This window comes from Borreliella yangtzensis, from assembly GCF_014201775.1.
Lineage (GTDB): Bacteria > Spirochaetota > Spirochaetia > Borreliales > Borreliaceae > Borreliella > Borreliella yangtzensis.
This window is the reverse complement of the sequence record NZ_JACHFG010000001.1, coordinates 102,680-116,444: the sequence shown is the minus strand read 5'-3', so window position 1 is coordinate 116,444 and position 13,765 is coordinate 102,680. Positions and strand designations below refer to the sequence as shown.

Below are 13,765 nucleotides of genomic sequence, written 5' to 3'. Positions count from 1 at the left end.
ATCTCAGTCACTAGCCCAAAAAAATTTAAGCACTGATGATATATATGACCCTAATACAGAATATTACATACAATTTGTATCACTCTCAGACCCAATCAATGCAGACAACTATATCCAAAAATTACTCAAATATAACATAGTTGCCAAAATATATTCTGCAACAATAGATAATAAGGATATTTACAGAGTAAGATCTGGACCTTATAAAACAAAATCCGAAGCAAAAGCTGATCTTAAAAAGATAGCAGGAATAAACGAATTTAAAGAAACTTACATATTACCCGTTAACAAATAAAATATAATTATTAACATATTTTTGATATTTTTCTAAATATTCTTCATGAACTTCAATAATAGGCGATATAACATGCTTAATCTTTGCAAGCTTCAAAAAAGAATCATTTAAACTTCCAAATTCTCTAAAAGAATAGAATACTTGAATTGCCCCTCCAATAATCTCTGAATGTTTAAAATCAAAAATCTTAAGCTCTTTGCCAATAATATTTGCTTTTAGTTGATTTAAAAACAAATTATCGGAATTAGACCCACTAACAAAAATATTTGAAATTTCTTTTTTATAGACTTTTAATTCTACTAATCTGCTGTAAAAAGCAAAACATACAAACTCAAATATTGCTAAACCAATCTCTAATGGATTTTTAATGCTGCCAAAAATTCCTTTACTTAAATCTTTGCTAATACAAGGATCTAAAATAAACAAATCATTAAAAAGTTTGATTTTACTGGGATAAAAGTATACATCATTTAAAGTAGCACTTTTAACAATTTTTTTTAAAAGAGCCTCAAAAGTTAAACTTTTTTTATAAAAACTGTCCTTTAATAATTGAATCAAATATCCAAAAGGAACAATTCTCCCAATAATAAAAAATCCTTCTAAAAAATAGGGATATTCCAAAGAAAATCCAGGCAAATATTTACTTGAAACAAAATTAAATCCTTCACTTGTGCCCATTCTATTTGACACAATTCCTTCTTGAAAAGCGCCGCTCCCCACCAAAACACTCAAATAATCTGCCCCCGCATTAACTACACTAATTCCACTATTTAACCCAAATTCAACTCCTGCTTTATAAGTTACAACACCAACATTTTCTCCCATTTTTATGAACGGAGGGAATTTGTCCCTATCAAGTCCATATTTTTTTATCTCCAAATCATCCCAAATAAAAGGAATATACTCTATACTGGGAAAACTTGTAAAAAGCTTATCTGTAAGCAAATAAATAAAATACTCAAAACAAGAAACAAAATAGCTTATTTTAGAATATGTTCCTCTTTCAACCGTACTAAGCACATAGGGCAAAAATACAGACTTACTCCTAAAATCGGACTTAATTTTAAGAGAATTCCAATGTAACACTTCTAAAGGGATTAAATTTGAATTTAAAGCAATTAAACATGGTGAAATACCACTAATAGAAATACAATCTATTTTGCTAGCCTGAAAATTGGATACGGCTTTTTTAAAAGCAAAAAGCCAGATATTAAAGTCAAAATTTTCGAAATCGATATCAAAATAATCTGAATAACTAATGTCAATATAACTTAAAACTCCATTTTCAGAACTAACTAATGCTGCCTTTAAAACACTAGTGCCAATATCAATACTAAGGGCATTCATAAATTAACCTTTGGTAATCAATTTTTGAATATCATCCCTTCTATCAAGAATTTTTTGTAAACCAACTTTATTATAAATTGCAAAGATTGCATCCGCAAAAAGATGCGCAACGTTGGCTTCATGATACCAAGGCTTATTTATTAATTCATCATTATGATAAACAGCATTCGTTCCAATTATTTTATAAAAATATCCTTCCTCATAAGCTTTGTCAAAATATTTGATAGCATCTCCATTAAAAAATGGCAAACTAATCCCACATATAATCTTTTTAGCGCCCATGCTTTTAAGCAATTTCATTGCCTTAATAAGAGTACCCCCAGTAGCTAACATATCATCGCTCATAAAAACATTCTTACCTTCAACATCTCCTAAAAGTTTGGTTACAGAAACATTTGAATCAGAAACATCATTTGAAACTCTTGAATAATCCCTTTCCTTATAAAGCAAAGCAAGAGGACTCTTAAGACTTGATGCAAAAAATTTATTCCTACTTACAGCACCTGTATCGGGTGAAACAATAACTAAATTAGAATCTCTAATGTTGTCAATCAAATCCCTAAGAGACCTAAAGATTTCGTAAGAAACATTTAAATTTTCAAAATAAACTTTCCTAAATACATTCTCAATGGCCTTTGAGTGAATGTCTAAAGTTAAAATATGTCTAATTCCCAATTCTTCTAAAAATCTTCCAATAAGACTTGCCGTCAAACATTCTCTTGAATGTTTTTTATCTTGCCTTGAATAAGGATAAGAGGGAATAATAACACTAACAGAATTGGCTTTAGCCTGCATACAAGCATCTATTGTTGTCATTAAATTCATTATATGATCATTAACTGTCATAATTATTTTTTCACTACTATTTATTTCAACTTCGTAAGTATTAGCAACATCTTGAACAATAAAAATATCCTTATTTCTAATTGTTTTTAAAATTTCAGTTTTAAATTCGCCATTAGCGAATTTAACAAATTTCACAGGAATTTCTAAAGGCTCTTTACTTTCAAGAGTAGATAAACTAAAACCTTCTAAAAAAGGAGATAAAACTTTTTCAATCTTAAAAATTTCTTCCTTTAAGGATTTAGAATCTTTACATATACTATTTACAATATCATTTTCAAAATTTACAAATATTCTTTCAAGCTCTTTTATTATTTTACTGGCAAGAACTCTACCCCCAGGACAAGCAATAATTCCTATTGATTTTTTTTTAAGTAAATTCACCTAACTCCTCGTTTTTTAAGAATATCTTAACAATCTTAATTTGATAATTAACATAACTCATATGCACAAAACAACTAAAAATTTTTAAAACAAGGTCATTAAAATATTTTAGCTTTATTAATAAAAAGAAAAATCAAAAATATTACGTAAACTATACAATCCCAAATTCAAATCCTATTCCAAACTTAAAATCAGAAAATTTAACATTTTGAATATTCCAAACATAGTAGCCTTCAAGAATTAAAAAAGAGAATGAAAGTCTAGCTCCAATATCCCAGCCCATTGTTCCCAATTCTGCTAAAACAGAATCTCCAGCAGAAGTAGCTATATTGATCTTAGGCCCGGTGAAAAATGCTAAAGTTAAAACAAAAAAATCTAATTTTGTATAAAATCTTGGTGTTATTGCCATAATAAACGAGAAATTTTCATTTGCAGTTCCATCTGAACGCTTTATCACTTTAAGAAGATTCATATCAAACAAAAGCTCAAGTCCAACAGAAACAAAATCATCAAATTTAGCACCAAATTGAGCATAAGTTCCATATTTTATTCCAGCTTTAGCAATATTAGCCAAATCGGAAAAATTTCGGACTATATCTTCTTTTTCTATTGGGGACACATTTGAAGGCAAATTTTGCTTAAGCTTCGCATTAATCTCTAAAGCCTCATTATAAAAACTTGAAAAGGGACTAACAGGAAAAGCAACTCCACCACCAAAATTGAATTCAAAATGAGTATCTGTAAAACCATTAACCACAAAAATCCCAAATAAACACAAAATTAAAAATTTAAGCCTAATCATATACAAAATCTCCTACAAAAATTTATGAAAAATAAAACAGGGTTTATTATTGCACACCTTATTATATAATAATTTTCATAAAGTAAAGAAGTAAAAAGTAAACAAAAAATTAAAAAATTAATTCTTAACAACAGAAGAAACTATTTCTTCTGCACCACTTGGTATAGGATGATTTAGCTCTTTGTATTTTAAAATATATTTTTTTGCATTTTTTTTATCGTTCTTTAAATGATAAATGTAAAAAATATTAAATAAAGCCTCTTTATTTGCAGGCGCAAATTCTAGAGTTTTTAAATAAAAAATCAAAGCATTATCTAAATCATTTTTCTTAAAAAGTAAATATCCCTTCAAATTAATTAACAAAATATTTTCTGGATCCTCTTTTATAATGGAATTAAGTTTTAACTCAGCTTCTACATATTTTTTCAAATTAATGTAAGCTAAAATAAAATTGTAACTTGAATCATCACCAGAATTAATATTAAATTTAATAGATTTTTCATATAGCAAAACAGAAGTCTCATCATTACCAAGCTCTTCATTTAATTTTGCAAGCTTATAATATTCATCCGATATATTTTGATACTCTTTAAAGATAGAACTGCAAGACAAAATAAAAACAATAATAAACAACAATTTATACATAAAAATTTACTTGAATCCTTGATATTATTCAAATCATTCAAAGCAGCAAAACAGCGCTAAATCTAATAATAAAATATATAAACTTTAACACTATTAAATTTTAAAATTAAACAAAACATATTGATGATAATAGAATAAAACTTATAACTCCAAAAGCTAACCATAAATAAGCCCTCCTGTTTAAAAACAAAAGGGCTTTTATACTATTATCTAAAAAACAAATTAAAGCTTTTCTTGATCATACTTGTTAAATATATTTTCCGTTAAATATTTACCAACTGATCTTTTATCCTCAATAAGTTTAGATATTACACTAAAATGTCTCGGTTCAATCTTAAAATATTTATAAGCCCTTCCATCCTTAAAAAATACAGAAAGCTCAGACACAGAAGAATCATAACCTACTTGTGATATTTTGCTTAATTCATTAGATATTGTTAAAGTTTCCAACTCAAATTCCTCCAAAATAATTATCTTAGGAGTATAATAATAAAGTAAGAGTTAATTCACTAAATAAAAAATTTTAATCAATAAAATCAAAATCTACTAAATGATATATTCCCTAATATAAGGATATACATTAATACAATTTTAATCAAGCAAACCGCAAACATGTTCTTAAATAATTGAAACTTTAAAATGTTTAATAACATAAAATGATATAAGATAGATTTTTAAAAAAAAATTTTGTAAAATTACTAAGATAGTTAATCTTTTACGCACATATCATCAGGAGGGATAATGTCTAATGGACTACAATAAATTACGAAACATCGGTATTAGCGCTCACATCGATTCAGGAAAAACTACTCTTACAGAACGAATTCTTTTTTATTGCAATAAAATTCATGCAATTCATGAAGTAAAGGGCAAAGATGGAGTTGGCGCAACAATGGATTCAATGGAACTTGAAAGAGAAAGAGGAATCACAATAGCGTCAGCTGCAACTCACGTTGAATGGAAAGATTTTCCAATAAATATTATTGATACACCGGGCCATGTAGATTTTACAATTGAAGTTGAAAGATCTCTTAGGGTGCTTGACGGAGCAATATTAGTTCTTGATTCTGTTGCAGGAGTTCAATCCCAATCAATAACCGTTGATCGTCAACTTAAAAGATACAGCGTACCTCGCCTTGCATTTGTAAATAAATGCGATAAAACTGGAGCAAATCCCTACAATGTAAAAGATCAACTAAGATCAAAACTTGACTTAAATTCCGTTTTAATGCAAATCCCAATTGGATTAGAAGACAAACATATTGGAGTTGTAGATCTTGTATTAATGAAAGCTTACTATTTTGAAGGAAAAGATGGAACAGAAATAATAGAAAAAGAAATACCCTCAGATCTCTTAGAAGAATCAAAAAATAAACGAGAAACAATGCTTGATGCTCTTGCCGACTTTAACGATGAACTTATGGAATTGCACATGGAAGGAAAAGATATCCCCATTGAAATAATATACAATGCAATTAGAACGGGAACATTGGCTTTAAAATTATGCCCTGTATTTATGGGATCTGCCTATAAAAACAAGGGGGTACAATTGCTCTTAGATGCTGTAACCAGATTTTTACCGTCCCCCCATGATATAAAAAACACCGCTCTTGACCTTAACAATAATGAAAAAGAAGTCGATCTTAAAATTAACAACGATCTACCAACTGTTGCTCTTGCATTTAAACTTGAAGACGGGCAATACGGTCAACTAACCTATGTCAGAATCTATCAAGGGACTTTAAAAAAAGGACAAGAACTTATCAATTCACGAACTTCCAAAAAATTCAAAGTCGGAAGACTTATCAGAATGCATGCTAATAATACAGAAGATATTGAATTTGGAGGAAGTGGTGACATTGTTGCTTTATTTGGAATAGAATGTGCATCAGGAGATACATTTTGTGATCCATCAATCAGCTATTCAATGACATCAATGTTTATTCCAGATCCAGTAATTTCTCTTTCTGTAAAACCAAAAGACAAAAAATCTGCTGACAATATGGCTAAAGCCCTTGGAAGATTTACAAAAGAAGATCCAACATTTAAAACTTATGTTGACATTGAATCAAATGAAACAATAATTCAAGGCATGGGAGAACTACACTTAGAGGTTTACATTGAAAGAATGAAAAGAGAATTCAAAGCAGAAGTTGAAACCGGAATGCCACAAGTAGCCTATAGAGAAACAATTACAGGAAAAGCTGAATTCAACTATACTCATAAAAAGCAATCTGGGGGAGCTGGTCAGTTTGGACGAGTTGCCGGGTTTATGGAACCCCTTAATAAAGAAGGAGAAACATACGAATTTGTTAATCTGATAAAAGGAGGAGTAATCCCAACAGAATATATCCCATCATGTGACAAAGGATTCCAAAAGGCAATGGAAAAAGGGACATTAATTGGTTTTCCGATAGTTGATATAAAAATCACAATCAATGATGGTCAATATCACATTGTTGACTCATCTGATATTGCGTTCCAATTAGCAGCAATTGGTGCTTTTAGAGAGGCTTACGCAAAAGCAAAGCCCACGATCCTTGAACCAATAATGAAAGTTACCCTTGAAGGGCCTACTGAATTCCAGGGAAATATGTTTGGACTTTTAAACCAAAGAAGAGGAATAATAACAGGTTCACTAGAAGATGGAAGTTTTTCAAAAGTTGAAGCTGAGGTGCCTTTAAGCGAAATGTTTGGATTTTCAACAGTCCTTAGATCCTCTACCCAAGGAAAAGCAGAATTCTCAATGGAATTCTTAAAGTATGGAAAAGTTCCAAGTGCTATATTTGATGACCTTCGAAAGAAATTTAACGATCAAAACAAATCTTAATAATAAACATTAATAATAAGGAGGCTTTATTATGATCGATTTATTACAAGAAAAACAAGAGATATTAATAAAAAACAAGTTTTTAGCCAAAGTTTTTGGGCTTATGTCAATTGGACTTTTAATTTCAGCAATATTTGCATATGCAACCTCAGAAAATCAAACAATCAAAGCAATAATATTCTCAAATCCAATGTCATTTATGGCCATAATACTTATACAATTTGGACTTGTATATGCAATAAGCGGCGCTCTTAATAAAATATCAAGCAATACCGCAACAGCTCTTTTTTTACTCTACTCAGCACTAACAGGAGTAACATTGTCTTCCATATTTATGATTTATACACAAGGATCAATAGTATTCACATTTGGAATTACTGCTGGAACATTTCTTGGAATGTCTATTTACGGATACACCACAACAACAGATCTAACAAAAATGGGAAGCTATATGATAATGGGATTGTGGGGAATCATTATCGCATCTCTTGTTAATATGTTTTTTAGAAGTTCAGGCCTTAATTTCCTTATATCTATTTTGGGCGTAATCATATTCACAGGACTTACAGCTTATGATGTTCAAAATATTGCTAAAATGGATAAAATGCTTCAAGACGATACTGAAGTAAAAAATAGAATGGCAGTTGTAGCGTCACTTAAACTTTATTTAGATTTTATAAATTTATTCTTATATCTTTTAAGATTTTTGGGCCAAAGAAGAAACGATTAAAATAATAATAATAATAAATTTTTATAAAAATTCAATCAAAAATGAATGCTTTAACTTATAAGCATTCATTTTTAGGGGTTTTAATGAGCATAGATAGCTTAGAATTCGAAGAAAATAGCACTCAAAATGTAATAAAAAAAAATTTTGAATTTGAAGGTTATATTGAAAGTAATAAGCCAATAATAATAGAAGGAAAGCTTAAAGGCTTAATAAATTCATCAAACTCAATCTATCTAAGGGAAAAAGCTAATGTTGAAGCTGAAATAAAATGCCAACATTTACTAAATCATGGAAAAATAAGAGGAAATATTGAAGCTTTAGAAACAATTAAAATATACAAAACCGGCAAATTAATAGGAAACATTAAAACCAAAGAACTTTTTATTGATTCTGGAGCAATATTTAAAGGGAATTGCGAAATGGAGGATTTTGAAGAATGAAATTTTTTTTTCTATTACAAATAACTTTAATTCTGCTATCCAATTTAAGCTTATTATTCGGACAATCACAACCTAAAGAAAAAGAAGACTCTTTCCTTCTTTATAAAGAAGGAAAGTTTAAAGAAGCTATTTTAAACACGCTAGAAGAAATTCGGCTAAATCCTAACAACTTAGATGCTAGAACAATCTTGATATGGTGCTTAATAGCTATAGGAGAATACAAAAGAGCAGAAAAAGAAGCGGTTATAGGTCTTGGAATTAAAAAATATGACATAAGAATTATTCAAGCGCTAGGAGAAGCTTATTTTTTCCAAAAAAACTATGAAAACGCATTAAAATACTTTCAAGAATATATTAGTCTTGATTCTAAAGGAGCAAGAATAATAAAAGTTTATAATTTGATTGCGGATTCTTTTTATGAACTAAAAAGATATAATGAAGCAGATTTTGCATACGAAAATGCATTGCGATTTGCTCCTAATAACCAAAACCTATTAATAAAATTAGCAAGATCAAGAATACATGCAAAAAATAAAATATTAGCAAAAGAGGCACTAATTAAACTTCTTACAATCTATCCCAATAATTCAGAAGCAAAAAATTTACTAGAAGAATTAAAAAAAAGCAACAATACGCCTTGACATTCAATTTATAAAAAATTATTCTTATTGTTAGTAAATTAATAAACCGGGCTGCTAGCTCAAGTGGTAGAGCATCGGACTCTTAATCCGCTGGTTACAGGTTCAAGTCCTGTGCAGCTCAAATTGTTAAGTGCCTTTTTGGTATAAATTGTCAATTTTATGCCAATTTAACTTGACATTATTGGAAATTAAATATATCATTACTTTTAATGGTCATAAAATGACTTTTGGGCTCATAGCTCAGGTGGTAGAGCAGCGCCCTTTTAAGGCGTTTGTCGTAGGTTCGAGTCCTACTGAGCTCACTTTTGTCCTCTTCGTCTATCGGTTAGGACTCCAGGTTTTCATCCTGGCAAGAGGGGTTCGATTCCCCTAGAGGATGTCTCATTAAAGAAAAATTATATTCAACACTCTTGCTTTTAAAGTTTATTAGAAAACAAGAGTGCTGTTTCAAATGGAATAAACTATTCGGGTATTAATAATATTTCCGCCCTTTCGTCAAGATTAATTTTCTTAAAAAATTTATTTATAAAATCTTTACTTAAATTTGTCTCTACAAATTTAACGCCAAAATTATTCTTGAATACACCATACCAAGATACTGATGCCAATATATTTGAAATCCAATAACCATTCTTCTCTGAATTTATTTTTGTATTTTTAATATAATTTTTCTTAACATAAGAAAAATCTTTATCATTAAAATCTATCTTTTGCCTTTCAATCATATAGCTATTAATAGAATTTAAAACATTATCCAGCTCCTTAGGCTCAGTAGTAAAAAATATAGACAAAATGCCATCAGAATCTGTATTTTTTCTTAAATTAGAATCAAAAGAGGCCTGAATTGCATAAACACTAGACATTTTTTCTCTAATATTTTTTATAAGACCATCTGTTAAAAGATCTGCTAAAGCATTTAAATTTAATGAAGCCTCTACTGAATAATTAAATTTAAAAGGATAAACTACATACGCAAAGCTAGTTGAATTTTTTCCTTTTTTTACAACTATTTTATTAAAAGTTTTACTGTAAGAATAATCTAAATCTTTGTACTCGCTTATTTTTTTAAAATCAAGATTACCTAAATATTTCTTTGAATAAGCTTTTATTGTCTGAATATCTGAGTCTCCAACAAAGACAAACTTAAAATTATTTGCATAAGTAAACCTTTTCTTATAAAAAGATAAAATATTTTCTTTTGTAAAATATTTTAAATCACTATCTTTTGTATCTTTAAATCTAGGATCATTATTGTTTAAAAATTTACTAATAGCTTTTTTAAAATGATAATTAGAACTATTTTCATTACTTTTTATTAATGCTTTTATATTATTAATAGTATTTTGCAAAAAAACATCATCTATTTTGGGTTCCTTAAAAGTAAAATATATAAGCTCAAAAAGAGTTTCAAGATCTTTTTTATCCGAACTTCCGGTAATATATGATTCTTGTGCTCCAACAGCAACCCTTAAAGAAACAGCTTTATCTGATAAATATTTTTCAACCTGTAATGCAGAATAATCACCATACCCTGAACCAGATACAACTCCAGGAGCAAAAGATAAAATAGGAATAAGTCTTAAATCCTCATTTAGTAAGCCGCCCCAAGAAGTGGCACTAAAATCAATTACACCCTTTTTTTGATCATTATATTTAAAATAAACTTCAACCCCATTTTCAAGAACAAATGATGAAATTTTATTTTCAAACTCATTTTCTTTAATAATATTTTTATTATCTAAAGACTTCTTAAAAAATTTACCTTCAATTGAAGAATTTTCATAAAGCTTAAATTCTCTTTTTAAAGCTATTTTTTGAAGATTATCAATATCTTCAAAAGCCAAAGTAGGATGTACTTTCCCATAGTAAGAATAAAAAATTGCACAATTTTTCACATCGAACTCTTTTTCTACAAGGTTATTTATTGTCTTTAAATCAAGTTTTTCCAAATGTTGAACAGAAAGATCGCAATATTCACTCATATCGTATTTATTAGAACCATCAATAGCAATATCTATTAAATCTTGAAAAATAGTCGATGAATTTCTTTTATTCATATTCTTTTTTCTTAATTCTAAAGATTTTAAAAATTGAGATCTAATTTTTTCAAACTCACCCTGGGTAAATCCGAATCTTCTTATTCTCTCAAGCTCATAAAAAAAGTCCTCTATTCCTTCATTTAAATAATCTGAATTAAAGTTTAAGGCAATTGATCTTGCAACAATAGTATTATTGTCTGATTTAAATGAAAAAAAATCGTTATTTGAAACATTTTTAAAATGTTTTACTCCAGCAGTCTTTAATTCAGAAAATCTATTTTCAAAAAGAGATGCTAATAAAGACCTTTTAAGATCATTTAAAACGTCATTTTTGGTCTTAGCAGGGTTAACAATCTCTTTTTTAAAGAACATTAAACCAGGTTCTCCTACTTCCAAATCTTCTAAAAGTAAAAATTTATCTTTAAATTCTATATCTAAACTTATTTTTACCTCTTTAATTTTATCGATTGGATTTTCCCAAGAAATAAATTGTTTCTTTATTTTATCTTCAATTTCTATAGGATTAATATCTCCTACCACAATAACACTTGCAAGTTCTGGCCTATACCACTTTCGATAAAATTTTTTAAAATCTTTCGGCTGAAACGACAAAATCTGCTCTTCAAGTCCAATAGGATCCCTAAATTCATAAATACTTCCACTTGCCAAAAACTTATACATTTTTTCATAAATTCTTCTAGGATAAGTTTCACTAAGCTTTTTTTCCTCAATAATAATATTGCGTTCAAGATCTATTTCTTCTTTCATGAAACTAATTTGAGAAGCCCAGTTTCTCAAAATATTCATAGATTCATCAATTTCATCCTTATTATTACCATCTGACAAATCAAGCCTATAATAAGTGAAATCAAAACTAGTAGCAGCATTAATATCAGCACCAAATTGCATTCCAAATTTTTTAAGAACATCAATAATAGAATTCCCTGGATAATCTTTTGTACCATTAAAAGCCATATGTTCAAGATAATGAGCTATGCCCCTCTCATTATCTTCTTCATTAAGAGAGCCTACATTAAATACAATTCCCATATTAACAGAATTCTTTGGAGTTTGATTTTTATAAATATAATACCTTAGTCCATTAACAAGCTTTCCCTTTACCAAATTTTCATCTAACTTTAACTCATTAGAAACACAAGAAAAAAAAAATAGGAAAATACTTGTAAATTTACAATAATTTCTAATTCTTTGATAATTCATTTTTACTCCTTCTTATTGAATTTATTTTTTTAAAATAAATTTTATTCAATGCTTTTAAAATAGATGAAAATCCAAAATCATTCCAATCTTTTAAACTCTTTAGTTTAGAAACTGGAAATAGTTCATAAAACAAAAATAACAACTCTTCTTTGCTTAATTTTGGAATATCATTTAAGTAAACGTTTTTATTAAAATCTTCAAGATAAACAAAAGGATTTGAGCGCTTATCTAGAAGAAATTTATTTAAATTAGGCTTTAAAATGCTTTTATTATAAATTTCAATAGTAGTATATTCGCTTGGCATGCCATCATAAAAATAGTTATTCAAAAAAGAATCTAAAATAATAAATTTATTATTATTAACACCCACATTTCTTCCGTCTAAAGTCTTTAAAAGCCCATCTTTGCTAATATGAACTAAAGTATTTAAATCCTTAGTAGCTTTAAAGATAAGCCTTGCATTGTTATAAGCCTTAGATTGTCTTAAGTGCTTAATATTACTATCTAATACTAATTCTTTGTCATTTTCTAATAATGAATTTATATTTTTTTCTTTTAACGCCTTATAAGCTAGCTCAATATACTCTAAAGTACAACTATTTGCCAAAGTAAGTTGCTCTCTTTTTAGCAAATTAATAAGAAACATCAATTCTTCCTTTTCAAGACTACAGTAAAAATCAAAATCATTTAAATCAATACCAAAACTAAAAGTAACAACAAATATTAAATAAAAAATTGCAATATTTTTTTTCAACCTAACTTCCCCCCTTTAACTAACTACATCAACCAGCTCTAAAAAAACAGGGCAATGATCACTTCCCATCACTTTATCTAAAATCAAAGATTTTTTAACATTTCTCTTAAAAAATTCATTAACAACAAAATAATCAATTCTCCAACCCATATTTTTCTCCCTAGCTCTTGTTCTATAGTTCCACCAAGTATAATAACCAGGCTCCTTATTAAATATCCTAAATGTATCTACATATCCCTTGTTTAAAAAACTATCTAGCCAAGTCGTTTCTTCAATATAATATCCGGGAGAATCTCTACTAGAATCAGGACTTATAAGGTCAATCTCAGTATGAGCAATATTAAAATCACCACAAATTACTACATTTTTTCCGCCATTTACAAGAGAATCTATCAGATTCTCAACATAAGATAAAAAATCAAGTTTATAAACAAGCCTTCTTCTTAAAGCTTGAGAATTAGGAAAATAACCATTAATCAATACAAAATCATCATAGTAGGCTATTATACCTCTACCTTCATTGTCAAAAATTTCTTTTCCAAGAAAATTTACAGCAACAGGCTCAACTTTAGAGTAAATACAAACACCACTATAACCTTTAATCTTTGACTTTGAAAAATAAGAATAATAATTTTCAAGAATTAAATCCCTTGGCAACTGTTCTCTTAAAGCCTTAGTTTCTTGAATACATAAAATATCTGGGGCATATTCTTTTACAAACTCAAGAAAACCTTTCTTTAAAACAGCCCTAATTCCATTTACATTCCATGAAATTAATTTCATAAATCCTCACT

At 28.4% G+C, this 13,765-nt stretch carries 13 protein-coding genes and 2 tRNA genes; 7 read left to right on the top strand and 8 right to left on the bottom strand.

Annotated features, from left to right (window positions below; all coding sequences use genetic code 11):
• A partial coding sequence (locus tag HNP68_RS00630; protein ID WP_183219381.1) for an SPOR domain-containing protein occupies positions 1–295 on the top strand: 295 nt, incomplete at its 5' end.
• Here HNP68_RS00630 and HNP68_RS00625 read toward each other — a convergent pair.
• The 5 genes from HNP68_RS00625 to HNP68_RS00605 all read right to left on the bottom strand — a co-directional run bounded on the left by HNP68_RS00625 (position 278) and on the right by HNP68_RS00605 (position 4,766).
• Positions 278–1,642, bottom strand: a complete 1,365-nt coding sequence (locus HNP68_RS00625) for an FGGY-family carbohydrate kinase (protein ID WP_183219379.1) — start codon at positions 1,640–1,642, stop codon at positions 278–280. The two genes, HNP68_RS00630 and HNP68_RS00625, sit on opposite strands and share 18 nt — an antisense overlap.
• 3 nt (positions 1,643–1,645) lie before the next feature.
• Positions 1,646–2,869, bottom strand: a complete 1,224-nt coding sequence (locus HNP68_RS00620; protein WP_183219377.1) for a ribose-phosphate pyrophosphokinase — start codon at positions 2,867–2,869, stop codon at positions 1,646–1,648.
• Between the two features lie 151 nt (positions 2,870–3,020).
• Positions 3,021–3,671 (bottom strand): hypothetical protein, encoded by a 651-nt coding sequence (locus tag HNP68_RS00615; protein ID WP_183219375.1) that lies wholly within the window; start codon positions 3,669–3,671, stop codon positions 3,021–3,023.
• A gap of 117 nt (positions 3,672–3,788) precedes the next feature.
• A complete protein-coding gene (locus HNP68_RS00610; RefSeq protein WP_183219373.1) occupies positions 3,789–4,316 on the bottom strand; it encodes a tetratricopeptide repeat protein in 528 nt (175 codons plus the stop codon).
• A 222-nt stretch (positions 4,317–4,538) separates the two neighbouring features.
• Entirely contained in the window at positions 4,539–4,766 is a 228-nt protein-coding gene (locus HNP68_RS00605; protein ID WP_004789464.1) for a KTSC domain-containing protein, read from the bottom strand.
• A gap of 298 nt (positions 4,767–5,064) precedes the next feature.
• Here HNP68_RS00605 and fusA point away from each other — a divergent pair, with 298 nt between their 5' ends.
• The 6 genes from fusA (at position 5,065) to HNP68_RS00575 (ending at position 9,259) form a co-directional block, all read left to right on the top strand.
• Complete coding sequence (gene fusA, locus HNP68_RS00600; protein ID WP_183219371.1) at positions 5,065–7,146, top strand: elongation factor G; 2,082 nt, start codon at positions 5,065–5,067, stop codon at positions 7,144–7,146.
• 31 nt (positions 7,147–7,177) lie between these two features.
• On the top strand, positions 7,178–7,876 hold the full coding sequence (locus HNP68_RS00595) for a Bax inhibitor-1/YccA family protein (RefSeq protein WP_183219369.1): 699 nt from the start codon (positions 7,178–7,180) through the stop codon (positions 7,874–7,876).
• Between the two features lie 41 nt (positions 7,877–7,917).
• Positions 7,918–8,316 carry a bactofilin family protein gene (locus tag HNP68_RS00590; RefSeq protein ID WP_183219367.1) on the top strand — a complete coding sequence of 133 codons (399 nt, stop codon included), beginning with the start codon at positions 7,918–7,920 and terminating at the stop codon, positions 8,314–8,316.
• Positions 8,313–8,957 (top strand): tetratricopeptide repeat protein, encoded by a 645-nt coding sequence (locus tag HNP68_RS00585; protein ID WP_183219366.1) that lies wholly within the window; start codon positions 8,313–8,315, stop codon positions 8,955–8,957. Before HNP68_RS00590 ends, HNP68_RS00585 begins: the two co-directional genes overlap by 4 nt.
• Before the next feature lie 48 nt (positions 8,958–9,005).
• Positions 9,006–9,078, top strand: a tRNA-Lys gene (locus HNP68_RS00580).
• A 108-nt stretch (positions 9,079–9,186) separates the two neighbouring features.
• Positions 9,187–9,259 (top strand) — tRNA-Lys (locus HNP68_RS00575).
• 159 nt (positions 9,260–9,418) lie between these two features.
• On the opposite strand, the gene HNP68_RS00570 is transcribed toward HNP68_RS00575, so the two are convergent.
• From HNP68_RS00570 to xth, 3 genes are read right to left on the bottom strand one after another with little or no spacing between them, the layout of a single operon-like run.
• Entirely contained in the window at positions 9,419–12,217 is a 2,799-nt protein-coding gene (locus HNP68_RS00570; RefSeq protein ID WP_183219364.1) for a M16 family metallopeptidase, read from the bottom strand.
• Positions 12,198–12,971 (bottom strand): hypothetical protein, encoded by a 774-nt coding sequence (locus tag HNP68_RS00565; protein WP_183219362.1) that lies wholly within the window; start codon positions 12,969–12,971, stop codon positions 12,198–12,200. The genes HNP68_RS00570 and HNP68_RS00565 overlap by 20 nt, the downstream gene beginning before the upstream one ends.
• Before the next feature lie 15 nt (positions 12,972–12,986).
• A complete protein-coding gene (gene xth, locus HNP68_RS00560) occupies positions 12,987–13,754 on the bottom strand; it encodes an exodeoxyribonuclease III (protein WP_183219360.1) in 768 nt (255 codons plus the stop codon).
• Between the last annotated feature and the right edge of the window lie 11 nt (positions 13,755–13,765).